This is a genomic window from Shewanella sp. SM73 (genome assembly GCF_025653795.1).
GTDB classification, from domain to species: domain Bacteria; phylum Pseudomonadota; class Gammaproteobacteria; order Enterobacterales; family Shewanellaceae; genus Shewanella; species Shewanella oncorhynchi.
On record NZ_JAKKRY010000002.1, the window covers coordinates 182,242 to 206,792 of the forward strand.

Genomic DNA, 24,551 nt, shown 5'->3' on the forward strand with positions numbered 1-24,551 from the left:
TATCTCGCCGCGAGCTATTTAAACAGGTGCTGGATATTCTTTAAATCGCCCTTACCTTCGGCAATTTCTTCAGGCGTTAAACCTGTAACTTCGTGCGGGAAAACTAACCAGTCTTCAGAGGCATGAATGTAATAGTCGGGTTTTAAAGGCACTGCGGTATTTTTTGGCTTGTAATAAGGGCAAGCGATACGGATATCGGTTGGCATATTTAGGCGCATCAGTTGGCTGAGTTTTTCTTTTAATGCATGAATACTACGGCCAGAGTCAAACACGTCATCCACAATCAACAAACCGTCACTCGCGTTCGCATTTTCAACGATGTAATGCAGGCCATGAACTTTGATTTCTTTGCTTTGTTTGTCGGTGCCAATCCCATAATAAGAAGAGGTACGCACGGCAATGTGATCAGTTTCAACTTGTTTAAAATCGAAAAACTCCTGTACCGCGATCCCGATTGGAGCACCGCCACGCCAAATACCCACGATAAATTGCGGACGAAAGCCACTCTCATACACTTGCGAAGCTAATAAAAATGAATCTTCCAGCAATTGCTGCGCGGTAACAAAATACTTTTCTGACATGACACAGTCCCCATCACATTGATTTTATTCTTAGGTCGTTAAAGCTTATGACCCCTGTAAGGTCTGTTCGGCGGGTAAAGGTTCCCAAAACACTAGAACAGCTTTGCCTTAGCAAGTGTAGGCAGCCGCCGAATTTTGGGAGCGAATTTTATACCAAAAAAATGCGATGTGCTGCAGTAATAGTAAGAACTTGCGTGACAACAGACATTTATTTTGCCTTTTAAAGCCAAAAGCAACAAAAAGGCCACCCTAAGGTGGCCGATAAACAAGCGAACAATACCGCATTAAACGATAGGCGTAATCACATGCTCGCCTACTTTTGTCTTAGCACTATAACCACGGGCCGTTGCAACTTGGAAATCCTTCGACAAAATGGTATCCACATAATGCCAGTCGCTGCGCACCTCATCAGCGGTAAAGGTGAGTGTCATAAAGCCTCGATCTCTTAAGTTAGCGTACTTAAGATCTGGCACTAACTCGACGATCGCCGCCTCGGTCGCGGGGATCTGCTCCGCTGGCAGATTCAAATAATACTCAAGACCTGGTGAAGACACTGAGCTGGTCGCGAACTCCACCCCAACGGTATCGCCATTCACGTCTTTAAGCTCGTTTGCCCATGCATTATGGGTGTCACCCGCGATCACAACTAGATTGAGATTTTTCGATTTAGCCGTACCTAAAATCACTTCACGCTCATAGGCATAACCATCCCAAGCATCTAAGTTGTACGGGATTGCAGGTAATTGCAGCAGTGCAATAACTTCTGGGGTTAATAGGGCTTGATTAGCTTGAAGATATTGCAGCTCTTGGGCAGTCAGTGTGGGATCATTTGCCGCCGCACGGGCCGCTAACTTAGCTAACGCACCTAACATGGCAAATTGGGGAATGCTCATCTGCTGAGTGGCAATCGCCGCCGGCAATGACATCTTACCCATTAATACCTGCTGCCCCAGTACTTGCCACTTGCCTGTCGACTGTAGCAATGTGCCCTGCAACCATAATAATTGCGTCAACCCCAGCATAGTGCGAGTGGTCGAAGTGACATCGGCAAGGAAACGCTCACCCGCAAACGAACCCGTTGTCGGATCCATATAATCGGCATAATCGAGCTGCTTATCACGGGCTAATACGCGAGTATCCAGCATATGCAGATCGACGAGATTGCCGTAACTGAAGCTGCGGTAAATCTCTTCATGGTTCCCTTCACGCCATGGGCGAATCGGCAACCACTCGAAATAAGCTTGTAGTGCCGCTTCTTTACGAACTGCAAAATCCCCTTCGCCTTCGTTGTGATTCTCGGCACTATCACGCCAAGTATCATTGGCCACTTCATGATCATCCCACACTGTAATAAAAGGCACTTTCGCGTGTAACTTTTGCAGACTCGCATCGGTATGGTACTGACCATGGCGAGTGCGGTAATCACTCAACGTCAGCAACTCATTGGCGGGTAACACTTCACGCCCCAATTCGGCAGCATGCTCACTGGCATAACCACCGCGGGCATATTCATAGATGTAATCGCCTAAATGCACCACAGCATCTAAATCATCCTGCGCCGCCGCTAACTCATAGACGTTAAAATAACCGGCAGGAAAGTTAGCACAGGACATCACGGCTAATTTGACTGAGCTAACGTCACCCTCAGGCAGAGTGCGGGTTTTACCCACAACTGAGGTTTTATCACCCGTCATAAAGCGATAAAAGTAGGTTTGTCCGGCACGTAAACCACGGGCATCAATCTTAACCGTGTAGTCACGGCTCGCATTAGTGACAGTCTCACCTGTGGTCACTAATTGACTAAAGGCCGCATCGCTTGCCACTTGCCAACTCACTTTTACATCGCCCTCAGACTCAGGCGTGACACGGGTCCAGAGGATCACGGCATCGACTGCCGGATCGCCACTGGCAATTCCATGTAAAAATTGCGCGGGTACAGAATTATCATCATTACTATCACTACAGCCCATCAAGCCGTAAGAGATCACAGCAACACCAACACCTTTGGCCGACATAGCCAAAAAATCACGACGAGTTACGGTACGATTCATTATTATTATTCCTTGTTAGATAAGGCTTCACTGGTATGAGGTCTAATAAGACCACGATTGTGAGATATCACTGTTACATATTTGTGACATCTTTGTCAGCCTTTTATGATATCTATCAATTCAAACACTTATACTGGATAGCGTACTTTATTTGTGCAGGACTGGCGTAGCTTACAGAGAAGCTGCTAACATCGGTGCAGGCTAACGCAGCGTGTGAAATGCACGCCAGAGAATGGCAAGAAAAGGAATTTATACAATGAAAGTCAGCGATATTATGAGTGATCAAGTCATCTGCATCAGCGATGGCGCCAGTTTGAAAGATGCCCACCATCTGATGCAAACCCGTGGCGTACGCCACTTACCCGTGATTTCTGAAATTGATGGCACCCTCGTTGGCGTACTCACCCATAAAAAAATGATCGCCAGCGTGATGTCTATGCTAAACAAATACGGCCAAGGCGCGCTCGAACGTAAAGAGCGATACACGCCAATCACGACAGTGATGGATAAAGAGTATCAGCATCTCACCGCCGACGAGCCCTTAACTGTGGTGGTGGAATATTTTATTGAAAACAAACTCGGCTGCTTGCCCGTCGTCGATGCCGATAAAAAAGTGCTCGGTATCGTCACTTCATCGGACTTTATTAAGCTGTGCCGTACTCTGCTGCAACAGCAAGCGTAACGTTTTACGCTCCTTTTCTTCTATGTCAGCCTTTTACTACGTAAAGGCTAGCGTTGTATTTTTTATAAACTGTATTTTCTATAAAAAGAAAGGATTCCCTTGGCTAAATTACTCTCCCAGGAACAATTTATTCGCGCCTATGAATGCGCAGAATTTGGCTGTTTTGCCAATCAACAACAACTCGCCAAATTACTCGCCGATCCCGATTACGACTTTTTACATCAAGACAGTACCTACTTTGGCAAAGCGGCGACACAAATCACCTGTATCAGTGACTTACAAAGTATGGAGGAATTGCATTTTGTCGCGGGGAACTTGAATTGGGACGATCATGACCCAAACATGGTCAGGGCGATTATCGAACATCCACTCTGCGATGCAGGTACCGCCTTATTACTCTACTGGTACGGACAAGGCTTTTATTACTCCACGCCGGAGACGCTCGACACACCTTTTGGACTGCTATTCAAAACCATAACCGATAGATTTATTACGCGCGGCTATGCCAGTTATAAAATCCATTTTGACCCGATTAAAGAATGTTTTATGCCCTCATTAGAGGACGTTCTTACTAGAGGATGCCAAATTCCAGGGGCTATTTTTGCCCCTTATAGCACTATGGAAATCGAAACCGATGAAGGGCACCCAAGGTATCTACAATTTAAAAATGAACTACTGAAATCGGGCAAATGGGGCAACCAATAAGTGCTGACCTTTTGTTATCAGCGCGGTTTAAGCTAGGGTTACTGGCGGAATACGCGTAAAACGCTGCCAGCGACCCGAGCGCCAACGGTGCACCATAATCAATCCACGCACCCACTCATCTGCCGCAACGGCAAGCCAAGCAGCAAGCACGCCATAACCTAAATGCAAGCCAAAGAACCAAGCAAAAAATACCCCAATACCCCACATGCTAAAAAGACCTATACGCACAGGGAACGCCACATCACCCGCGCCCTTGAGCGCCGAGATAATCACCAGATTAAACACTCGCCCTGTTTCAAGCGCGATGGAACCTGCCAGTAATAACGCCGTCAGTTGGATGACTTCTTCATTTTCACTCAACCAGCCGACAATAACGAATCGCTGCCAGTAGAAGACTAATACTATGGTCAGTGAAGCGACAAAGCCCACCAAACAGTAACGTTGCACCCGAGTAGTGATTTCATCGAACCATTGTTTACCTACATAGTATCCGGTCTGAATTTGCGTCGCCTGCCCGAGTGCGACTGCAAAACAATAGATAAAACGGCTAATGTTCAAGCCATAGGTGTAGGCCGTGAGCGATAAAGTGCCCATCTGGCTGATAAAGTAGATGATGGTCATCTGAGCCACATTGTAAGACAGCATCTCGCCAGCATTGAGCAGGCCAATACGCATCACACTCCAATAAGTGCTGCGCGGTAAAAGCTTAAGTCGGTGCAGTGGCAGCGGAATTTGCTTATGCCGGATCACCATCAGCATGATACACGCACCGATGATCTGGCTGGTCACTGTCGATATCGCCACCCCTGTTACTCCATAAACAGGTAAACCAAAGGGTGAATACAGGGCAATATAATTACCGATCACGTTCATTAAGCCCGTGCTCGAGGTGACTAACATGGCCGAGCGGGTAAAACCGTAACTACGCAAAATAGCAGCGAAGGCAATGTTCATCACTAGCCCTATGCTCAAGCTGCCGCAAATCACTAAATAGTCATATCCAAAACCAGCCACATCGTGCTCAAGCGCAAATAAGCCGATAATGCCCTTAGCACCAAAGAACATAGATGCGCCCATGACTAAGGCTAATACCAAACTCAATACGACACTCGCCACCCCGATATCTACAGCCTGCTGTGGTTGGCCTGCCCCATTGCTTTGACTAATCAAAATACTCGCGCCCGTACTCACCATCATGGACATGACCATCATGAAGAACATCAGCTGAGTCGTGAGTCCCACCGCGGCAACCGCATTATCGGAATAATGGCTCAGCATAAAGATATCGCTGATCCCAAGCAGAGATTGCAACAAGGTCTCGATAAAAATCGGCCACGTCAGGGCAACTATGCCCATGCGCTGTTGCAATGTTTTGGGTGCTTTTGCCACGAAAGATTCCTGCAAATAGAGAACGAATAACGAGTGTGATCGCTGGCTCAATGTGTCGCTCAAACAGCATCTTGGCAACTTATATTTTAGCCAAGAGACTGAAACCCACTTTCACAAATAGACATCAAAGTGCTATCTAACGCACAATCAGGCGGACATTTAAGCGCATTAAGCCTGACAGTCAATTAAGTTGGTAATTTTCTTACAAGACACCCTACAACTCAATCTGTAATAGTGAAAAAGATGCCGACTGCAACCGTATTCATTACTAAGTTAATACCAAAGTTAATTTCCGCAATCATGATAGAGCTCATGGCTGAGTGTGAATCTAGGCTACCAATTCAATTAAGCTGCCGATAAACTCAGCCCATTGCAGAACAGCCGAGCGCACTAAAAATTGAGGGAGTATTAAATGAGCCAACTCTATTTAGAAGAGGGAATTAAGCAATTGGTTAGCGAGTTTATCGCGGCGGGTTGCCCATCAGTGCGAGAGCAAAGTATTGAGCAACGTAGACAAGGTTATATTGCCAGCACTGTACTCGCAGGTGAGCCTGAAGAGGTGTTCGAGGTGCGCGCAATTTCCATCGATGGCGCAGAATTAACTCTGTTTAAACCCTCGGCGGCAGACAATTTACCTATCGTCATTTACTACCATGGTGGCTGTTTTGTCAGTGGCGGCGTTGAAACCCATAATCAACAACTGCGAAAACTCGCCAATGATTCTGGCGCACTGGTGATCGCCGTTCGCTATCGCCTCGCCCCAGAACATGTTTATCCCGCTGCCCACGACGATGCCTGCCATGCAGCAGAAGTCATCTATCAACATTGCCACCAATGGGGCGGTGATAACACTAAGATCACCCTAATGGGCGACAGCGCCGGCGGCCATTTAGCCCTAGTCACTTGCCTGCGTTTAAAAGCCAAAGGGCAATGGTTGCCACACAAACAAGTGCTTATCTATCCTATGCTCGATGCCACCGCGAAGAGCCAAAGCTATAGCGACAATGGCGAGAAATACATCATCACCCGCGACACCTTGCTAACAGGTTTCGATCTGTATTTAGATTGGCACCCCAGAACCGATGCCGAAGCCAGTCCACTACGCCGTGATGACTTAGCAGGCTTACCCGAAACCCATATCATCACCGCCGAATTCGATCCACTCGTCGATGAAGGTGAACAGCTATTTAGGAATCTATTAGAGGCTGGCGTAAATGCCCACTGCCGTCGTTATCTTGGCGTCATCCATGGTTTCTTCCAACTCTCAGGCGTGAGCCGTTCCGCTCGGGATGCCATGGTGCAGGTGACCAATATAGTGAAGACAGCCTAACGTCATACTTGATGATTAATTCATTCATAAAAAAGGCTTTCTATCTAGATAGAAAGCCTTTTTTAATCGTTTGATATTCAGATTTAAACGGTTTTCTTTCGATACGCCAAGAACAACAAAACTATACCTACGGCTAAAAACGGTAAGCTCAGAAGTTGTCCCGCACTTAAGAAAGTTTCAGAGTAAGCCGCTTGGCTAACTTTAATCGACTCAATCGCAATTCGCGCACTAAACACCGACACCAGAAACAGGCCGAAAATAGCCCCATGTCTTTGTTTAATCTGCGTGTATTGATACAAAGCATACAGACCAATAAAGATAGCTAAATAAGCGAAAGCCTCATAGAGCTGTGCTGGATGTCTTGGCAACATGTCGACACGGGCAAATATAATGCCCCAAGGTTGAGTCGTAGGATCGCCTAAAATTTCTGAGTTGGCGAAGTTTGCCATACGCACAAAAAAGCCAAAAATGGCGGTGGCGATCGCGAGTCTGTCCAACAAAAACAGGAAGGGTAGCTTCACTTTACGTTGGTAATAATACAAGGCCAAAATCGCGCCTAAACCACCACCGTGGCTGGCGAGTCCGCCTTCCCAAATCGCCAGGATCTTAAGCGGATGAGCAAAGTAATAAGTCGGATCGTAGAACATACAATGGGCCAAACGCGCACCCACAATAATGCCAACCACACAATAAATCAGTAAATTATCAAGGGACTCAAGATCAAGATTTTCCTTGATATAAATCCGCTTCATCACCTGAAAACCAGCAGTAATAGCAACAGCAAACAGGACTCCATACCAATGTATTTTTAGTCCCATAAACGAGATTAATACAGGATCGAGCTCCCACACTAAGTGTTCCAAATTCAATTACTCCATAACACTTGGTACATAGAGGTACGCCAAAAAGCATGTTTTACGTGGTTAAACGCCAATAGACAAGCCTTGTCGCGGGGATATCTTACTATTGAGTCAAATTTAATGACTCAGAGCAACCTTGGTTTAGCCGAATGAGGCAATGTCAACCAAGTTACCATTTAACAAATCAACTAGCTAAATTTAACTGACTTTGACGCTTCCCTAACGGCTCAGACGTTGGATGATGTCACTATGCTGTGGATATTGGGCTAACAAAGTTTGTTGGCTAAACAGCTCAAAATCATCAAAGGTAAAACCGGGCGATACCATACAGCCCACTAATGAAAAACCATCTTGATTCATGGCTGAACCAAAGATACAGCCCTTAGGGACTAAAAACTGTGGCCGCTCGCCCGCAGCTAAATTAAGCCCTAATTGCGCCGTCGTTAGCACCCCATCAGGATCAATCATGTAAATCGTCAGCGATTGCCCCGCATGGAAATACCACATTTCATCAGCTGTCAGACGATGGAAATGGGAAACCTCTCCCGTACGCAGCAAAAAATAGATACTGCTCCATAATGCCCGAGTCTGATCAAATACCGTTTCTGAACGATAGGATGAGCGGTAATAACCGCCTTCAACATGCTGCTCTAGCGCTAAATGTTCAATAAAATCATCTGCAGTATGCATTATAAATCCCAGTGTAAAATTAAAACCACAATTAAGGCCCTAGATTCTACTCGAAAATCATCTGTCTACTAAACACCGCAATGAAGCTTTTTGAACATAAGCACAAACGCTAAAGTTCAAGACATCACGACTGACTCGATACGATAGCAAGGCTTAGGTTTTAAGCCTCAACAGGGATACAACTCTGCGCCATCAAACGCTCTGATGCCTTGGTAAAATCGCGACGACAAATAAATTGTACGGCATATTGTTATGGTTTGTTGTTACCCACAAAAGCGGCTAAATTGTAATGAGTTCGCAGGATGCATTCGCGGCTAAAGCGCCAAAGAGTAGTTTATCTATGATAACTTGGACAAGCGGACTTAAGGTTGGGTGATTTTCCACAGGGATTTTAATCGATGATCAAAATAGAAGAAATGGCTTTAGTCCTTGATGCACTTCCTGATCCTACTTTTGTTCTGTCAAAAAGTGGTAAATACATTGCCGTCTTCGGTGGTAAAGATGACCGTTATTACCACGATGGTAGCGGCCTAATCGGCTTGTATCTTAACGATGTGTTAAAGGCTGATAAACTCAATTACTTTTTACAGGTTATCGAAAGTGCATTAACCAGCCGAAAATTACTGATCAAAGAATATGAATTGAGCAATAAAGATGTCAAAGGCTTACCCGATATAGGCCCCGAACAACCCATTTGGTTTGAGGGACGCATTCAAGCACTAGACTTTCTGGTTGATGATGAGCCAGTGGTGCTTTGGGTCGCCAGTAATATTTCCAAGCGGCATGAGCTTGAACTGCAACTTCGTCAACTAAGCGATACCGATCAACTGACAGGGCTTTATAACCGTCGCCGCTTAGAACGTGATTTAACCTTCCAATTCGATATATTTCAGCGCCACCGTATTCCCACCTCAATCTTGATCCTCGATTTAGACCACTTAAAGTCCATCAATGATCAGTTGGGTCACTATGCAGGCGATCAAATCATCATCGCAGTTGCCGAAACCTGCCGAACTCAATTTAGAAAAACCGATAGCGCGTATCGTTTTGGTGGCGATGAATTTGTGATTGCCCTACCTGGGGTAGAGCATTCGCAAGCGGTTGAATTTGCAGAATACCTCTGCGATTGCTTTTACACTGAACTGCAAAAATATGCGGTCAATGGCTTGTTTGCTACCGTAAGCATTGGAGTCGCTTCTATCGAACCATTGGATAAGTCCTATGAAGAAACGCTTAAGCGGGCTGATGCCGCCTTGTATCAAGCTAAACGTAACGGCAAAAATCGAGTTATATCAAATACAGCCTGAGTGGACTGAACATTTCAAACCACACATAGCAATAACAAGCGTCCTTAATAAGTGATAGCCACAAGTGCTCATAAGAAGCGCGAATCAAAAGAGCAACAAACAAAAAAGCGAACCAAAAGGTTCGCTTTTAAACACATTAAGCTAATGCCAAATAACAGAATTAATTCAGGTCTTTCGCAGCTTTACGGGCTTGATGCAGCTTCTTATAGCTTTCAATCAATCTTAAATGCGGCTCAATACCTTCGAGCTGCATGCTGGTTTTAGTTAAACCATAAAAACGCACTTTACCTGTGACCGAGCCAACGACATTATCCATCACTTCTTTACCGAACATACGGTTGAAGTTATGGATAAAATCATCAAGTTCTAACTCTTCATCTAAGGTCACTTCCAGCACAGCATTCATGGCTTGGTAGAACAGGCCACGTTTAACGGTATTGTCGTTAAACTGTAGGAACTCACCGACCAGCTCAATCGCGTCTTCGTGTGCACCGAGTGCCAAATAAATCAGGATCTTAAGCTCAATAATCGTCAGTTTTCCCCACACAGTATTTTCATCAAATACAATGCCGATTAAGGTGCGAATATCCGTGTAGTTATCGAGTTGGCTTTCTTCTAAACGGTTGACCAAATTAGCCAATTGCTTAGTGCTTAACGAATGCAGATTTAAGATATCTTCACGGTACGCCAGCGCCTTGTTGGTGTTATCCCAAATCAAGTCATCAACTGGATAAATCTCAGAATAATCAGGAACTAAAATACGACACGCCGATGCGCCTAAATCGGTAAACTCGGCGATATACACCTCTTTACCTAACGCTTCTAAGATCCCAAACAGGCCGTCGGCTTCTTCTTCGCTGGTGCCAGAAAAATCCCATTCGCAGAATTCATAATCAAATTTACTGCTAAAGAAGCGCCATGAAATCACTCCTGTTGAATCAATAAAGTGCTCAACAAAGTTTTCTGGCTCGCTGACCGCCATGCTGTTAAAGGTCGGTTTTGGCACATCGTTTAAGCCTTCAAAGCTACGGCCTTGCAGCAATTCAGTTAGGCTGCGCTCTAACGCCACTTCAAAGCTTGGGTGCGCGCCAAAGGAGGCGAATACTCCGCCGGTTTTCGGGTTCATCAGGGTGACGCACATCACTGGGAACTGGCCGCCGAGTGAGGCATCTTTAACCACAACTGGGAAACCTTGCTCTTCTAAGCCGTTAATGCCCGCGAGGATGCTTGGGTACTTTTCTAGTACAGACATAGGCACATCGGGCAGGACAATTTCTTGCTCAATGATTTGGCGTTTTACAGCACGCTCAAAAATCTCTGACAAGCACTGCACATGGGCTTCTTGCAGGTTATTACCCGCACTCATACCATTGCTTAAGAACAGGTTTTCAATCAGGTTCGACGGGAAGTAAACCGTTTCACCGTCAGATTTACGGGTGTAAGGAATCGCACAGATACCGCGCTTAATATTCCCTGAGTTAGTATCAATCAAGTGCGAGCCGCACAGCTCGTCGTCTGGGTTATAAATCTCTAGACAATAGTCATCGAGAATACCCGCTGGCAGCGCATCATCTTCCTCTAACGCAAACCACTTTTCATTGGGATAATGCACAAATTCGCTATTGGCGATTTCAGTCCCGAAGAATTGATCATTATAAAAAAAGTTGTTATTCAGACGCTCAATAAACTCGCCGAGTGCCGAGCACAGCGCGCTTTCTTTGGTCGCGCCTTTACCATTGGTGAAACACATTGGCGAAGCCGCATCACGAATGTGCAGTGACCACACGTTCGGCACGATATTGCGCCATGATGAGATCTCAATTTTCATTCCAAGATCGGCGAGCATGCCCGTCATATTGGCAATAGTCTGCTCCAGCGGCAGATCTTTACCCAGAATAAAGGTGCTCGATGCGCCATTAGGCTGACCCATTAACATGGCATTGGCGTCTGAATCTAGGTTCTCAACGGTTTCAATTTTAAATTCTGGGCCAGTTTGCACCACTTTTTTAACCGTACAACGGTCAATCGAGCGCAAAATACCTTCGCGATCTTTCTCCGAAATATCTTCGGGTAACTCAACTTGAATTTGGAAAATCTGATTGTAGCGATCTTCTGGATCAACAATATTATTCTGCGACAGTCTAATGTTATCCGTTGGAATATCACGGGCTTTGCAATATACCTTCACGAAATAGGCCGCACACAGGGCTGACGACGCTAAGAAATAGTCAAACGGACTAGGGGCAGAACCATCACCTTTGTAGCGGATTGGCTGATCGGCGGTCACGGTAAAATCATCAAACTTGGCTTCAAGTCTAAGATTGTCGAGAAAATTAACTTTGATTTCCATTGAATATGATTTCCACTAAATATGCGAGTCTGTAGCAGCCCATCGACCAAGTCGCGTCATTGGTAATGAGTCATTAAGGGGGAATTATCGGTGTTTTTGGCCCATTAGTCTTGGGTTAATTATGTTAAAAACCATAATCAGGCCATTTGCGGCTGAGCTTGGTGGGTTGAATAGCAGGGTTAAGCGAGTACTTAGATTGAGTATCAAGAAGGCGAGGAAACCAATGAGTCGCAGAGTAACACTCTGTGCAAAAACACATTATGGATGTTTTTCAGTTTCGCGCTTAACCAACAGGAAGGTTAAATACATCTTAGTCGGTAATGACAAGGCCATGCCAAAGGCAACACACATGGCACTGAGAATAATCCCTTGCACGCCCATCGCCTCAACGGTTTCATTAAAGTTATGTAAGTAGATGCCCAACGCAATAAGACAAATGCCTACAGTAATGCAGATTTTCAGCGTTAGGATCAACTTTTCATTCGTCACAACCCTGCCCTTACTGTTCGCCACTATCTACACCAGGCTGCACCAGCTCTAGCTAATTTTGCATCAATTTTAGCTAATATAGTGAACTCATTGGGCCCATATAGTGTTGATAAAGATCAAAAGAAAGGCCTAGATTCACAGCATAGTTAACAATTTTGGAATAAATCAACAGCGCGCATTTTATCGATTTCCATTACATTTTTGTTAACTTAAACACTTAAGAATGCGGGAAATTAGTTATACTGCCTTGCAATAAAAGAGATGTTCATCATGGAGTCGTCAAGCATGCCTAATTTCAGCCTACGTAATAAATTACTGCTGTTGTCGTTATTCCCTTTAATTTTTACTTTGTTCGTACTCATGACAGTTTCTTATTATGTCGAAAAAGACGCCCTTGCAGATGAAGTGACGACCTTTAGAACTAAGCTCATCGGTGAACGTAAAACACAAATAAAAGAAGCCACCGAAATTGCCGCAGGAATAGTGCAGTATCAGTTGTCTTTAAAAGAAAATGGCAATGTAAACCAAGCGCTCCGTGATATCCGTTTTGGCAGTTCTGGTTACTTCTTTATTTACGACTCCCAGGGTAAAAACCTGTTCCATGCCGTCATGCCCAACCTCGAAGGGCAAAATAAAATTGATATGACAGATCCCCGCGGCACTAAAATCATTGTCGGTTTACTCGATGCCGCTAAAAAAGGGGACGGTAACTTCTCGTTCTACTTTCAAAAACCCAATACCAATGAGCAAATTGAAAAAATCGGTTACTCCATGATGATCCCTGGCACAGACTGGATGCTAGGCACGGGAGTCTATATCGATGATATTGACACTGTCGTTGAGGATTATCGTGCGACGGTCACTGAGCAGATGATCGAAAAATCCTATGCCATTCTGTTAATTGCGCTGTTACTCGCCGCGATTACTACCGTTGTTATTCTGATCACCGCCCAACGTATGGTCGCGCCAATTAAAAATATGGCGGACAACTTAAACGATATCGCCAAAGGCGAAGGCGATTTAACTAAACGCCTCACTGTGAAAGGTGAAGATGAAATTGCACAACTAGGCCAATCCTTTAACCTGTTTGTCGATAAACTCCAAACCATCATAGGTGATGTGGCAAACGCGACGGCTAAAGTTAAAACCGCCGCCAACGCGATTCACGATCAAACCAAAGTCATGTCGAGCCAACTCATCAGCCATAACAATGAAACCGATCAAGTGGTTACCGCTATTACTGAAATGTCAGCCACCGCCAGCGAAGTAGCGCAAAATACCACGCAAGTGGCTGAAGCGACTCACGCTGCCACTGGCGATGTAGCCAATGCCCAGCGCTGCGTCGATGCTTCTTTAGAAGAAATTTCTGCACTCATGGCGCAAATCAACAATGCGGCGGGCAGCATTCAATCCTTGAGCGAACAGTCTAAAAAAATCAACAACGTGCTGTCAGTGATTGGCGGTATTGCTGAGCAAACTAACCTATTGGCATTAAATGCAGCCATCGAAGCGGCCCGCGCCGGAGAACAGGGCCGAGGCTTTGCCGTGGTGGCCGATGAAGTGCGTAACTTAGCGAGCAGAACGCAATCAAGCACTTTGGAAATCAATGAGATGCTAACTGAACTGCACAAGCTTGTCGCACTGGCAGTAAAAACGATGGAAGAAAGTCAGCAAAGCTGCGTGCGCTCGGTAGACTCTTCCCGTGCAATTTCTGAAAGCCTTGGTTCAGTGACATCGGCGGTCACGGCAATTAACGACATGAGCACCCAAATTGCGACGGCGGCCACGGAACAAAGCTCTGTAACCGAAGAAATCAACCGTAATGTGTTCGCCATCCAAGAGATAGTGAATGAGTTACTCCATTCCAGCGAAGATGCTGCCAGAGTCAGCCAAACCGTGTCACAGGAAGGTATTAACCTAGGTAAGCTCGTTGGTCAGTTTAAGATTTAAAATATTTTCAATGGGTTGTAAGCTAAATAAGACATAGCAACCCATTAGTTTGCTGCAAATGTAAGATAAGGCCTCAGCCTTACTGAGGCCGATGGCTGTGGAATTGAGGATTGTGAGATTGTGGGATTTTTTAATTTCAAAAAGTAAAACTTAAATCCCATTGCCTACGTATATAAGTCCAAATACCCAATCCAATAGAAATGGCCATGTTCTCAATATTTAAGAAAAATCCCTTAAAAAAATTAACTCAGCAATATAACGCCAAGCTTGAACAAGCTATGCATGCCCAGAGAAAAGGCGATATTAGATCCTACTCAATGCTGACCGCTGAAGCCGAGCAAATCGAAAATCAAATAAAAGTGTTAGAAACAACAAGCCATAAGTAAAGAATCCGCCTTCTTAGAAGGCGGCTTTGACTTGCCCCTGGAAGGGGCTATTCCAAGAACCTACATCATCTGCAACGACAATTGAGCCTCATGTTCCTGATCTTGTTTATCTTGGTGGCGTACATATCGTCTAATAATTTCTTCATTAACACCTACTGTATCTACAAAATAACCTCTGGCCCAAAAGCTATTGCCCCATAGCTTTTTACGTACATGAGGGAATTTATTGAATAGCCTTATCGCACTTCTTCCTTTTAATACTCCCATCAACGTTTATACTGACAGCTTCGGCGGGATTATGACTACCAAGTGAACGTGGTCTATCTGAACGTTTAATTCTAAAACCTCACAACTCTTCATATTGCAAAGGATATAAATTGACCTGTATAACTCCTCACCAAGGTTTCATTTTAAAACGGTACTTCGGAGTCCAAACAATATGATATTTGCAACGCCAATAAACATGTGATGAACTTCTATAATCGCCCATGCTTTTCGTTTCCTCTTACTTGTGGTGAATAAGAAGTCTCTTTTAGCATGGGCGTAATTCAGGCTATAGCCTCAAGGAACAATCACCACCGCCAGAGGCGGTGGTTTTAGGATGACAATAAACCTTTAAAGCAAAAACACTCAGCAGACAAACTACCAAGAGTCAGCTTGAAAACGTGCCAATCTGGCCTCTGTGACTGTGCATTGGGTCAATTGCATCAACTCACCTAAGGTAATCGCAGGGTTGTCTGTGATAAGCCGAATCAGCTTAGCGTCTAATGGTTCAAGTTTGTCCGCATGTTGCAGCAAGGCTGACTCCAACTTTTTGATAAGATAACCAAACTGGCCATCTTTAGCTGTTAACTGCTGCGCCAGCAATGGCTCACTTTGTAAATGCGCACTGCAGGATTGGATCTTGATCGCCGCGCCAACAATGCACCAATTCCTTGAACGCCGCACACGCTTAAGCTCGCAATCATATTGGGCTGCAATCGCTTGAGCTTGTTTAACCGCCTCCCGCCCAATTCGATGAATCAGCGAGGGCAGCGAGATACTAATGTCGTCGTTCATAACGCTTGGTTCATCGCCGCTCTTTTTATGCCTGCATGGGTAAAAGCCTGCTCGACTTTACATTCAAATACAAAAATTCAATGCGCGGCAGTGTACTCTGCCTCACTTTATTCTAAAAGCTCCGCCCTCCGCCGGATAAGATTTGATGCGATTATGCTTTTACTCATTAACCCACATATTTTGAGTGAGTTTCGCACCAAGTTTGTAGCTTATGTTGTAAATCGCGCAGCTTCTTTGGGTAATGGCTCTGCTTGGCATAAACCATATACAACTCATGTGGATAGCATAGCCATTGGGGAACGAGCAAAGTGAGTTTGTGTTGAGCGATATCCTCCTCTACCAAATAATAAGGCAGGCTAGCGATACCTGTACCACTCAAAGTAAGCAGATGCGTAGTGGCATAGTTTGAACTGCACAGTGCAGACTCAAAAGTGAGCGTGAGACTGTCCCCCGCGTGCGGTTCAAACACCCACTGTGTTTCGCCCGAAGACAATAGACGATAATGGCGTAAATCATCAGGGTGACGAACTTCTGCGGCTGCGGGATGCGCGGGCGAAACCACTAAGACATGACGAATTCTGCCAAGATATCTGGCGATCAGATTATCGCTGTGCGCAATGCTTGTTCTTAAGGCGAGATCAAACTTACCGAACTCAACATCTTGAACATTCTGCTCAAAACACAGTTCGAGTTTCACTTGAGGATACGCAGCAATAAACTGAAGCAGCATAGGACTCAGCAATTTTTTGCCCAGTTCCGTTGGAGCTGTGAATTTTAAAGTGCCACAGGAGTCCTGCGTTAAATCCTGCACTAAACGTCCAGCTTCATTGGCCAGCCTCTCGATTTCGCAGGCTTTACCATATAACGCTTGCCCTGCTTCGGTCATTGATACTCGCCGCGTGGTTCGGTGGAGTAATTGACAACCCATTTCATCTTCAAGGGATTTAACATGGCGCGACACTAAGCCTTTAGATGCGCCGAGTTGTTCAGACGCAGCGCTAAAACTGTGCATTTTGGCAACCAGCATAAATGACTGCAGATGAGTGAGATTCATCAATTAAGCCTATTAACGAAACAATGTAGTGATTATATGCGCTTTTTCTATTTAATTAACCAGACTATCCTCAATTCGTATTCAATTTAGGAGCATGTCATGAAAATAGTCGTAGTGGGTGCATCAGGCACAATCGGACAAGCCATAGTCCGCTTATTTCATTCAACTCAGCATGAAGTTATTCAGGTAGGGCGAACAACGGGGGATGTCCTGATAGACATTCGGGATGAACATTCACTCCATCAAGGGCTAGAAAAAATCGGTAAAGTCGATGCAATGATTTCGGCCATGGGTGATGTCGTGTTTAAACCCTTTAACGCTATGACTCAAGCAGACTGGTATACAGGGCTCCAAAGTAAGTTATTGGGGCAAATACAGTTAGTGCAAATAGGTAGCCAATACCTCAACGCTGGGGGCAGTTTTACACTGACCAGTGGCATTATTGCCGATGTCCCAGTAAAAGATGGCATCAGTGCCGCCACAATCAATGGCGCACTTGAGCATTTTGTTACCGCCGTCGCGGGTGAATTACCTGCGCAGCAGCGGATAAACATTGTCAGCCCAACGGTATTAAGCGAGTCATTAGCGAGCTATCAGGACTATTTTCCCGGTTTTAGTGCAATCAATGCCGACATATTAGCCAAGGTTTATTTGCGCTCAGTCATGGGCAGAGAAAACGGCCGAGTGCTGAAAGCCTTTTCCAGCTGCGGCACAGTGTCCTAACAGCAGTGTCCTAACAGGACAACCGAACCTTGTAACGCAAGGCGCGTAATCAGTCACAGTTAAAGTCTTGAGCGTTGCGCTGGGATTGCCTACAATAGCGCACGCTTTTTCACTATAGACAACGACAGATCACGACCATGACCGACACAACATCATTACCTGCTTTACCGGATCGCCTTTCCGTTAACCCACGCAGCCCACACCATGTGGCAGAAATTTTCGAGCACGATATCGGTATTAAGCTCAACGGCAAAGAGCGTTTTGATGTCGAAGAATATTGCATCAGTGAAGGTTGGGTAAAAGTGCCAAGCAAATCCTTAGACCGTCGCGGCCAACCTCTTTTGCTCACAGTAAAAGGCACAGTTGAAGCCTTTTATCGTTAAGCTTTAGCGCAAAGAGCAGGATCATAACAACGGCCAATCTAATTGGCCGTTTTTGTTTGCTCAGCAGCAAATGATACTAATTCAATACTACTTGCTGAAACGGCACCAGTGCAGTGAACGACTATTCGGAACAGCTATCTAGTCGGTTTTTGGCGAAATGGATTAAATCAAATAGCATTATGCATGCCTACTTATTTGAATATCATTAAGTTTATTTGGGGATTCACGAGAGAAAGCGTTAGAGAGAGGAGAAATAGTTGATGTCTCGGTAACTCCAATATATAAAGGTCCTTCCAGAATACCGGCAGGTATAACAGTGAATGCTCAAGGTAGTGGTGGTTTCTTTGAAAACATTACTCTTCTTAATCCTCGTGGAATGTAGATCATGACCCTATCGGTATTAAATAGCATTTTAGTTCCCCCTAACATCCCTAATGAATCTGGGATTGGTAACGTTTGGCCTTCTATAGATGAAGGTCTTAGTTTTCCCAGTGATTACATTGCGTTTATTAATCGTTATGGCACAGGAAGAATTGCCGATTTTATAGCGATATTCAATCCATTTACTACGAATTGTGACCTTGATTTTTTTGAGCAGAAGAAATCAATCATTGAGGATTTCAATTACCTTAATAATGAAGACCCAGAGTATTTTAAATATAACCTCTATCCAGACATTAATGGCCTTTTACCAATAGGCGTAACGGATAATGGTGATTGCATATTTTGGGTTGTTTCCGATCTGAAAGACAGTGAGACATGGGGCACTGCAATAATCGCATCTAGATCGCCAGATGTAGAATATTTTGATGAAAATATAACCTCTCTATTGACTGGTTTATTGTTAAGAAAAATAAGATCAGGATCATTACCTAATAGTTTCCCTCCTAAAAATGTTACCTTTGAAAAAATTTAAACAAAAAATAAATGGTCATCCGCAATAAATCATGGACCGCCACGGCCAACCACTGCTACTCACAGTAAAAGGCACAGTTGAAGCCTTTTATCGTTAAGCTTGCAAAGAGCTAGATCATAAAAACGGCCAATTAATATTGGCCGTTTTTGTTTGCCTATTCAACTTCTGCGGCTAAACCATAGGCCTGGTAAATCTGTTTTACACGGCCCGATGCAGCCATATCAAGCAGCGCCCGATTAAGTTCATCGAAAATAGCAGCATGGGTAGAGTTACGGGACATACCAAAATAATGTTCGATCCGATTCGACTGACGGTAATCGGCATAGCTAAAACGATCGTAACCGAGCTGCTTGAAGGCATTCTCAATGGCGGCACGATCGAGCACTACCATAGTGTCAAAACGCCCCATGATAAACATGCGAGCCATGTTTTCATCATCGGTAGACTCAATTTTACGTAGCGCGGGATCCGTATTAAAACGCTCAAAATAAACTGTGCCCCGTTTAACCCCTACAGTAAGCTGATACAAATCCTCATAAGACTTAATCTTTGCCTCCTCGCCGGCTTTTACGAGAAACAAAATATCGCGAGTCTGAGTGCCGATAGGACCAAGAAACCGTACAAATGCCTCTCGCTCTTCGTCTCGTATCGTGCGCGGTACAATGTCGACCGTGCCTACCCGCAACTCATGAATGCTGCGTGCAAAAGGACGCGCGCTCCATTCGACGCGATAACCGACCTTAGCCGCCGCTTCCTCAAGAATATCCTTTAATGGACTCGTCATAGTATTAGTTCGCTCATCAAGCACCATCTCAGGAGGACGATGCCGAAAATCGGCACGCAACACGTTAGAAAAAGTAGCCGATTGCACCTCAGCGGCGACAATGATGCCCGCGAAAAAACCACAACCAAGCACACACAAAATTGCGTAAACAGAAGGCAACGAAACAAGGATACTTTTAAAATACATAGAGATGCCCGCAAATTTAAATGTTGCATTTAGCATAACTCAAAAAATCGAAAACTAAAGTGCATAAAACATTAAAATAAATGGCCATCCATAATGAATCCTTAGACCGTCGCGGCCAACCTCTTTTACTCACAGTAAAAGGCACAGTTGAAGCGTTTTATAGTTAAGACGTATGAGTACTGATAATATCGGTACGACTGTTGATGTAGTGGCTAACAATATGTGACCACTACACTCAAAGACTCATTATTTTTGGCATAAAAGTACTAGCAGCTAACAGATATGTACTTAGCAAGTTACAATGACAATACTAAACAAGGATGTAATGATGAATTCGAATCAATTAATACTTATCGGGCTGGGTTTGGCGATTATCATTTTCGTGCCGCTACTCTTACGCATTTTCACTAATCTGCTTATCCCATCTTCAGATAATAACTATCGCTACCGTAAACAAGACGCCCTATTTTCCAGTGCTGAACGCTCCTTTCTCGGGATATTAGATCAAGCTGTAGGCGAACAATTCCGAGTTTTGGGCAAAGTGCGTATCGCCGACGTTATCACCCCAGAAAAAGGCATGAACCGCAAACACTGGCAAATTGCCTTTAATAGAATTTCAGCCAAGCACTTCGATTACTTACTCTGCGACAAAAATACACTTGAAGTTATCGCCGCCATCGAACTCGACGATAAAAGCCATAAGCAAACACGTAATCAGCAACGCGACCTCCTCATCGAGCAAGCCTGCGAAAGCGCCAAACTGCCATTAATCCGCTTCAATGCCAAACGCAGCTATCAGCTAGAGCTTATTCGCAGCACTATACATGCAGCCTTACCAGCAAAAACTCACGCAGCTGAAGAGTCGCCACTCATACTGACCGCGGACTAAACATAAACTAAATCCATGAACACTACACATCCTGAGTTTGAGGATGTTAAGCTTGACTCGATTTTTTACCCTTATGCTGCTTTTTGAATTCATGTACATCATGTAAGCGGGCAGCGCTTACTCGTCTAACAGCGCTTGAGATTTAAAGCGGCCTTCCCCAAACGCATCTTTAATACTTGTCTTAACGATTGGCCTTGTGAGCAATTCCTTCAATAAAACAAAGCATAAGCTAGCTAATACTACTTAGCAGCTCATTCTACTCGGCGAGCAACACGTCAAGTAACATGATTTCACCACAGTTCAAAGTATCAGCATTATTCGGGCAATTTAAAAGCGGTGCTAAAAAATGCAAAAAGATGTGGCTTTACTGGCTTAAATTACAATTGACTCATGGAGGTAAAGCAGCTTTGACTGGCTTACCTCCATATTATTGATTATTTAGAGATATATTTAACCAAAATATCTTACTCGCGACTATTCGCCTGTTAATGACGATTAAAAAAACCTGTTTCAATAATCTTATCCGCAAAAACTTTATGCACAGCAGTCGTTGGATGAGTGATCCCCCAAAACAGATACTTATCAGAGCCATAGTAGGCACAATCTTTTGTTAAGCTGTGTGACAACAAATAATCTTTACTACTATATCTATTGATATCTAAACAAGCATCTGTAACATTAACAAAACCATACTCTTTAGGATTTTGAATAATTTCATCAAAGATAGAATGAGCATCAAACAACACTAGATCTATACCTTTTGCTTGATACAACAGAGCTTGCTGTTTAATAAAGCCATTGAACTCTTCAATTTTTGATTTTATTTTTACAATATTATCTTGAGTAGAATACTTGAACTGTGGTGCGCGCGTAGCATCAGGCAATGTGAATAAAATAATATGCTGAGCCCCGCCTTCATCAACTAAACGTTTTAACCCATCACTTAAGTTCTGACTCACATCTTTAACCTCACGACTATAATTCATAAAATCATTAAGGCCAATTTCAAGTGTAAATAACGTATTTGCAGGCTGGTAATTTTCAGCCTTTTTTAAATAATGAAAATAGGATTGTATTTGATGACCTAAACCGGGAATAATCTTATATTCATCAATACCTGCGGCCCCGCCAACAGACCAATTATACAGAGGAATATTCTGCGATTTAGCTAAATATTCCGGCCATACAAATCCATTAGAAAAATGCCCTAAAAACCAAGAGTTAGGATTTGGAAATCGCCACTCAGAACCATTAAATAGATTTCCCGTATCAGACAAACTATCACCAAATGCGATAATTTTGTTAATTTTATTCCCTTGATCCGCCTTATCTTGCGTCCAGATAGTCTGATTAAATGACAATTTTTCATTAGCAGCAAAGAAGGTAATGTCTGCGACTTCGTTGCTTGAAACCCCTAATGTATCGACACACCGTTGCATGATTTCATCTTGTGACGTCTCTGTATAAAACATATTTTTACCCGAAAGCTTATGTCTCCAAGCGCCTTGAATAGAATAATATTCATCACTGTCCTTTTGCTTTGCCCACCTATGTTCAGTTGCAGGATTATTATGCGTTTGATCTAATCGATACCAACAACGAATATAAGTATGACTGTGACCAGCTTCCAAATGGTTATCTGGACCATCTGTCTCATCTATATCATCTATCTCATCGATATCCGCAGATCTAAGCGTTTCCAATATGCTAGCTTGGCTCTCCATATCATCCCTAAACGTTTCATTAGCAGCCCAAGCAGCTGAAAAAGGTAGGGTTAATGAAAAAAATAATAAAGCCTTATTCATACATTTCCTTAACAAAAATAAAATCAACACACATAAATTGGCCATAAAATTAAAATTGAGAAACCTAGTAATTCAACAGACTAATAAGTTTTGTCACAGCCAATATCAGAATAAATATTAAGTATGGGAGAATAATGATAAAAAACTCAAAAAAATATTATAATTAGTATGTTGACACTTGAAACTGGTCCGATGAGGCAATATAAAATATCCTTACTAGGGGCAGTTATTTACATGAAGTGCTTAATCTTGTTTAACACTTGTGTAGATCGGCAAGTTTAGTAAGGAAAAATATCAGAATCTAAAAACGCGACGCGACAAATGATGCCTATCAGATCTTTTCCCCAGAGTAACTTGTATACAAGTTGTTATTTAAAATACGTTTTTGTGATAAAGCGCATTGATTAAACCGTATAGAGCGGGTTAAAGTGTGACCACAAAGTAAAAAGTGTGACCACTCAGGAAAATGCAGGGCAAACTCGAACTCAATCATCGAGCACGCCATTTAGGGAAGAAGAAGCAAATCAGCAATGTGCGCCCAAACTCTAAGCAGACAAGTCTGCCACCACTTTCCAAAATAATAAGTACATTTGATTAGCGGGTTATGTCATCGGGTTAACTATTGACTCGCATTACTTCAGGGACGTAAATGACCGATTTCAGCAGCATTCTTTTATCCTACGGGATACTTCTATCTGGCCTACTTGTCACAGTGGGTGTGATGTATGTGTTGCTCAAACATCGCGATGCAACCGTCAAGCTGCCCGTTGATCGTGAGCAACTGGCCCGTATCCCCGCCTATGGATTACAACAGCAAATCCATGATCTGCAATTAGATTTAATCGGCTGCATGATGATTGGACTATTGATTGTTTGCCTTCCATTTGCTGCCAGCAGCATCCAAGCGCATATCACAGCCGGAAAATTCCCTTGGTTGTTCGCCTTAACAGGTTTAATAGGAGTAATTTACTTCGGCATTAAAACCTGGAAACTCTTTTCCAAGCTCATCAAATTACGCCTCGGTCATACCGCTGAAATTGCCACAGCAAATGAACTCATAGGCTTACAAGCACTCGGTTATCAAGTGTTTCACGATGTGCAAGCCGACGGCTTTAATATCGACCATCTTGTTATCGGCAAAAATGGCGTATTCGCGATTGAAACCAAAGGCCGCCATAAACGGAACAAAGACCTACTCCAAACCAATGGAAATGGCCCAAGCTCTGGTAAAAAAGGTTATCAAGTATTTTACAAAGACGGGCGCTTAAACTTCCCCTCGTGGACAGAAACCAAACCAATCGAACAAGCGCAGCGCCAAGCCCAATGGGTCAGCCAATGGTTAACCAAAGCCACAGGAACACCAGTATCCTCAACCCCAGTCCTAGTATTCCCCGGCTGGTATGTCACGAGTCAATCAAAACCACCGTTCCCGATCGTCAACCACAAACAATTAGTCGGCACTATCCCAACACTCAGAACCCAAGCCCTTACCCAGCAACAAGTAGAACAAATTATTTATCAAGTCGCACAAAGGTGTTTGAGTAAGCGCGAGGTCGGGAAGTAAAATTCAAAAATTCAAAAATTCAAAAATTCAAAAATTCAAAAATTCAAAAATTCAAAAATTCAAAAATCAATAACTATAAAATATTCCCAGATATGGATTCCATAAAAATAAAAAAATTAAGGTTTATAAATGAAAACAATAAATGATCTACTTCAAGTTTCACACCCTCTAGCCAGAAATATACTTAGAGGACTACCTGGAGCGCTAAGCAACTACTACGATATTGAAAAAGCATTAATTAAAATAGAAAAAACAACAACCAAACACAACACAAAACAAAACAAGCCTTAACGATATTAAGAACAAGTCCGATATACAATAACAACTCACTAACAAGACATTTTAACAGCCAAGTACCTAAGAAGTTAATTGACATATGCGAATACAACCAAAATGAAATAATTCAAATAATAAACCA

The 24,551-nt window shown here is 43.6% G+C and carries 23 protein-coding genes and 2 pseudogenes; 13 read left to right on the plus strand and 12 right to left on the minus strand.

Going from position 1 to position 24,551, the window contains the following annotated elements; genetic code table 11:
- Positions 1 to 14 precede the first annotated feature (14 nt).
- The gene (locus L5M51_RS03985; protein ID WP_028759331.1) at positions 15 to 581 is read right to left on the minus strand and encodes a phosphoribosyltransferase; all 567 of its coding nucleotides are present in this window, start codon (positions 579 to 581) and stop codon (positions 15 to 17) included.
- Between the two features lie 284 nt (positions 582 to 865).
- Positions 866 to 2,632: an alkaline phosphatase D family protein gene (locus tag L5M51_RS03990; RefSeq protein ID WP_263171705.1), complete on the minus strand. Its 1,767-nt coding sequence runs from the start codon at positions 2,630 to 2,632 to the stop codon at positions 866 to 868.
- Positions 2,633 to 2,888: 256 nt separating this feature from the next.
- Between L5M51_RS03990 and L5M51_RS03995 the strand changes: the two genes are divergently transcribed.
- Together L5M51_RS03995 and L5M51_RS04000 are read left to right on the plus strand one after the other, a co-directional pair.
- Positions 2,889 to 3,314, plus strand: coding sequence for an HPP family protein (locus L5M51_RS03995; RefSeq protein WP_263171707.1), 426 nt, complete (start codon positions 2,889 to 2,891; stop codon positions 3,312 to 3,314).
- 99 nt (positions 3,315 to 3,413) lie between these two features.
- The gene (locus L5M51_RS04000) at positions 3,414 to 4,019 is read left to right on the plus strand and encodes a DUF4274 domain-containing protein (protein ID WP_131523757.1); all 606 of its coding nucleotides are present in this window, start codon (positions 3,414 to 3,416) and stop codon (positions 4,017 to 4,019) included.
- A 27-nt stretch (positions 4,020 to 4,046) separates the two neighbouring features.
- Here L5M51_RS04000 and L5M51_RS04005 read toward each other — a convergent pair whose 3' ends face one another.
- Positions 4,047 to 5,408, minus strand: coding sequence for an MATE family efflux transporter (locus L5M51_RS04005; protein WP_263171710.1), 1,362 nt, complete (start codon positions 5,406 to 5,408; stop codon positions 4,047 to 4,049).
- A 412-nt stretch (positions 5,409 to 5,820) separates the two neighbouring features.
- On the opposite strand from L5M51_RS04005, the gene L5M51_RS04010 reads away from it, so the two are divergent.
- Positions 5,821 to 6,738: an alpha/beta hydrolase gene (locus L5M51_RS04010; protein ID WP_219250407.1), complete on the plus strand. Its 918-nt coding sequence runs from the start codon at positions 5,821 to 5,823 to the stop codon at positions 6,736 to 6,738.
- 83 nt (positions 6,739 to 6,821) lie between these two features.
- Here the strand turns inward: L5M51_RS04010 and lgt are convergent, their stop codons facing one another.
- Positions 6,822 to 7,601, minus strand: coding sequence for a prolipoprotein diacylglyceryl transferase (gene lgt / locus L5M51_RS04015; RefSeq protein WP_131523760.1), 780 nt, complete (start codon positions 7,599 to 7,601; stop codon positions 6,822 to 6,824).
- Between the two features lie 216 nt (positions 7,602 to 7,817).
- The gene (locus tag L5M51_RS04020; protein WP_113939074.1) at positions 7,818 to 8,288 is read right to left on the minus strand and encodes a cupin domain-containing protein; all 471 of its coding nucleotides are present in this window, start codon (positions 8,286 to 8,288) and stop codon (positions 7,818 to 7,820) included.
- A gap of 398 nt (positions 8,289 to 8,686) precedes the next feature.
- Between L5M51_RS04020 and L5M51_RS04025 the strand changes: the two genes are divergently transcribed.
- Positions 8,687 to 9,595, plus strand: a complete 909-nt coding sequence (locus L5M51_RS04025; protein WP_219250408.1) for a GGDEF domain-containing protein — start codon at positions 8,687 to 8,689, stop codon at positions 9,593 to 9,595.
- A 160-nt stretch (positions 9,596 to 9,755) separates the two neighbouring features.
- Here L5M51_RS04025 and L5M51_RS04030 read toward each other — a convergent pair whose 3' ends face one another.
- Positions 9,756 to 11,945: an OsmC domain/YcaO domain-containing protein gene (locus L5M51_RS04030; protein ID WP_219250409.1), complete on the minus strand. Its 2,190-nt coding sequence runs from the start codon at positions 11,943 to 11,945 to the stop codon at positions 9,756 to 9,758.
- A 258-nt stretch (positions 11,946 to 12,203) separates the two neighbouring features.
- Complete coding sequence (locus L5M51_RS04035) at positions 12,204 to 12,434, minus strand: hypothetical protein (protein ID WP_263171898.1); 231 nt, start codon at positions 12,432 to 12,434, stop codon at positions 12,204 to 12,206.
- 285 nt (positions 12,435 to 12,719) lie between these two features.
- On the opposite strand from L5M51_RS04035, the gene L5M51_RS04040 reads away from it, so the two are divergent.
- Together L5M51_RS04040 and L5M51_RS04045 are read left to right on the plus strand one after the other, a co-directional pair.
- The gene (locus L5M51_RS04040; RefSeq protein ID WP_263171714.1) at positions 12,720 to 14,384 is read left to right on the plus strand and encodes a methyl-accepting chemotaxis protein; all 1,665 of its coding nucleotides are present in this window, start codon (positions 12,720 to 12,722) and stop codon (positions 14,382 to 14,384) included.
- Positions 14,385 to 14,590: 206 nt separating this feature from the next.
- Positions 14,591 to 14,770: a DUF6435 family protein gene (locus L5M51_RS04045; protein ID WP_028759324.1), complete on the plus strand. Its 180-nt coding sequence runs from the start codon at positions 14,591 to 14,593 to the stop codon at positions 14,768 to 14,770.
- A gap of 60 nt (positions 14,771 to 14,830) precedes the next feature.
- On the opposite strand, the pseudogene tnpA reads toward L5M51_RS04045, so the two are convergent.
- The 3 genes and pseudogenes from tnpA to L5M51_RS04060 all read right to left on the minus strand — a co-directional run bounded on the left by tnpA (position 14,831) and on the right by L5M51_RS04060 (position 16,883).
- Positions 14,831 to 15,260 (minus strand): annotated as a pseudogene (gene tnpA / locus L5M51_RS04050) (IS200/IS605 family transposase).
- A 152-nt stretch (positions 15,261 to 15,412) separates the two neighbouring features.
- Positions 15,413 to 15,829, minus strand: coding sequence for a ribosome recycling factor family protein (locus tag L5M51_RS04055; protein ID WP_263171717.1), 417 nt, complete (start codon positions 15,827 to 15,829; stop codon positions 15,413 to 15,415).
- A 166-nt stretch (positions 15,830 to 15,995) separates the two neighbouring features.
- Positions 15,996 to 16,883 (minus strand): LysR family transcriptional regulator, encoded by an 888-nt coding sequence (locus tag L5M51_RS04060; RefSeq protein ID WP_263171718.1) that lies wholly within the window; start codon positions 16,881 to 16,883, stop codon positions 15,996 to 15,998.
- A gap of 99 nt (positions 16,884 to 16,982) precedes the next feature.
- Between L5M51_RS04060 and L5M51_RS04065 the strand changes: the two genes are divergently transcribed.
- The 3 genes from L5M51_RS04065 to L5M51_RS04075 all read left to right on the plus strand — a co-directional run bounded on the left by L5M51_RS04065 (position 16,983) and on the right by L5M51_RS04075 (position 18,905).
- Positions 16,983 to 17,606, plus strand: coding sequence for a short chain dehydrogenase (locus L5M51_RS04065; RefSeq protein WP_212599698.1), 624 nt, complete (start codon positions 16,983 to 16,985; stop codon positions 17,604 to 17,606).
- A 137-nt stretch (positions 17,607 to 17,743) separates the two neighbouring features.
- Positions 17,744 to 17,989, plus strand: a complete 246-nt coding sequence (locus tag L5M51_RS04070) for a DUF3297 family protein (RefSeq protein WP_006080205.1) — start codon at positions 17,744 to 17,746, stop codon at positions 17,987 to 17,989.
- A gap of 385 nt (positions 17,990 to 18,374) precedes the next feature.
- Entirely contained in the window at positions 18,375 to 18,905 is a 531-nt protein-coding gene (locus L5M51_RS04075) for an SMI1/KNR4 family protein (RefSeq protein ID WP_263161447.1), read from the plus strand.
- A 154-nt stretch (positions 18,906 to 19,059) separates the two neighbouring features.
- Here the strand turns inward: L5M51_RS04075 and L5M51_RS04080 are convergent, their stop codons facing one another.
- Entirely contained in the window at positions 19,060 to 19,875 is an 816-nt protein-coding gene (locus L5M51_RS04080) for a substrate-binding periplasmic protein (protein WP_263171720.1), read from the minus strand.
- A gap of 86 nt (positions 19,876 to 19,961) precedes the next feature.
- On the opposite strand from L5M51_RS04080, the pseudogene L5M51_RS04085 reads away from it, so the two are divergent.
- A pseudogene (locus L5M51_RS04085) lies at positions 19,962 to 20,042 on the plus strand (DUF3297 family protein); the annotation flags it as partial.
- 161 nt (positions 20,043 to 20,203) lie between these two features.
- The gene (locus L5M51_RS04090; RefSeq protein WP_263171723.1) at positions 20,204 to 20,764 is read left to right on the plus strand and encodes a DUF2726 domain-containing protein; all 561 of its coding nucleotides are present in this window, start codon (positions 20,204 to 20,206) and stop codon (positions 20,762 to 20,764) included.
- Between the two features lie 485 nt (positions 20,765 to 21,249).
- Here the strand turns inward: L5M51_RS04090 and L5M51_RS04095 are convergent, their stop codons facing one another.
- Entirely contained in the window at positions 21,250 to 22,569 is a 1,320-nt protein-coding gene (locus tag L5M51_RS04095) for an SGNH/GDSL hydrolase family protein (protein WP_263171727.1), read from the minus strand.
- A gap of 649 nt (positions 22,570 to 23,218) precedes the next feature.
- Between L5M51_RS04095 and L5M51_RS04100 the strand changes: the two genes are divergently transcribed.
- Together L5M51_RS04100 and L5M51_RS04105 are read left to right on the plus strand one after the other, a co-directional pair.
- A complete protein-coding gene (locus L5M51_RS04100) occupies positions 23,219 to 24,133 on the plus strand; it encodes a nuclease-related domain-containing protein (protein WP_263171730.1) in 915 nt (304 codons plus the stop codon).
- Positions 24,134 to 24,262: 129 nt separating this feature from the next.
- Positions 24,263 to 24,424, plus strand: coding sequence for a hypothetical protein (locus L5M51_RS04105; protein WP_263171733.1), 162 nt, complete (start codon positions 24,263 to 24,265; stop codon positions 24,422 to 24,424).
- Positions 24,425 to 24,551 lie beyond the last annotated feature (127 nt).

Excerpts from the sequence above, each read along its gene's own strand:
- L5M51_RS03985 (WP_028759331.1), bottom strand. The coding sequence starts at position 581 with ATGTCAGAAAAGTATTTTGTTACCGCGCAGCAATTGCTGGAAGATTCA.
- L5M51_RS03990 (WP_263171705.1), bottom strand. The coding sequence starts at position 2,632 with ATGAATCGTACCGTAACTCGTCGTGATTTTTTGGCTATGTCGGCCAAA.
- L5M51_RS03995 (WP_263171707.1), top strand. The coding sequence starts at position 2,889 with ATGAAAGTCAGCGATATTATGAGTGATCAAGTCATCTGCATCAGCGAT.
- L5M51_RS04010 (WP_219250407.1), top strand. The coding sequence starts at position 5,821 with ATGAGCCAACTCTATTTAGAAGAGGGAATTAAGCAATTGGTTAGCGAG.
- L5M51_RS04020 (WP_113939074.1), bottom strand. The coding sequence starts at position 8,288 with ATGCATACTGCAGATGATTTTATTGAACATTTAGCGCTAGAGCAGCAT.
- L5M51_RS04025 (WP_219250408.1), top strand. The coding sequence starts at position 8,687 with ATGATCAAAATAGAAGAAATGGCTTTAGTCCTTGATGCACTTCCTGAT.
- L5M51_RS04030 (WP_219250409.1), bottom strand. The coding sequence starts at position 11,945 with ATGGAAATCAAAGTTAATTTTCTCGACAATCTTAGACTTGAAGCCAAG.
- L5M51_RS04040 (WP_263171714.1), top strand. The coding sequence starts at position 12,720 with ATGCCTAATTTCAGCCTACGTAATAAATTACTGCTGTTGTCGTTATTC.
- L5M51_RS04045 (WP_028759324.1), top strand. The coding sequence starts at position 14,591 with ATGTTCTCAATATTTAAGAAAAATCCCTTAAAAAAATTAACTCAGCAA.
- L5M51_RS04055 (WP_263171717.1), bottom strand. The coding sequence starts at position 15,829 with ATGAACGACGACATTAGTATCTCGCTGCCCTCGCTGATTCATCGAATT.
- L5M51_RS04060 (WP_263171718.1), bottom strand. The coding sequence starts at position 16,883 with ATGAATCTCACTCATCTGCAGTCATTTATGCTGGTTGCCAAAATGCAC.
- L5M51_RS04065 (WP_212599698.1), top strand. The coding sequence starts at position 16,983 with ATGAAAATAGTCGTAGTGGGTGCATCAGGCACAATCGGACAAGCCATA.
- L5M51_RS04070 (WP_006080205.1), top strand. The coding sequence starts at position 17,744 with ATGACCGACACAACATCATTACCTGCTTTACCGGATCGCCTTTCCGTT.
- L5M51_RS04075 (WP_263161447.1), top strand. The coding sequence starts at position 18,375 with ATGACCCTATCGGTATTAAATAGCATTTTAGTTCCCCCTAACATCCCT.
- L5M51_RS04080 (WP_263171720.1), bottom strand. The coding sequence starts at position 19,875 with ATGTATTTTAAAAGTATCCTTGTTTCGTTGCCTTCTGTTTACGCAATT.
- L5M51_RS04090 (WP_263171723.1), top strand. The coding sequence starts at position 20,204 with ATGAATTCGAATCAATTAATACTTATCGGGCTGGGTTTGGCGATTATC.
- L5M51_RS04095 (WP_263171727.1), bottom strand. The coding sequence starts at position 22,569 with ATGAATAAGGCTTTATTATTTTTTTCATTAACCCTACCTTTTTCAGCT.
- L5M51_RS04100 (WP_263171730.1), top strand. The coding sequence starts at position 23,219 with ATGACCGATTTCAGCAGCATTCTTTTATCCTACGGGATACTTCTATCT.
- L5M51_RS04105 (WP_263171733.1), top strand. The coding sequence starts at position 24,263 with ATGAAAACAATAAATGATCTACTTCAAGTTTCACACCCTCTAGCCAGA.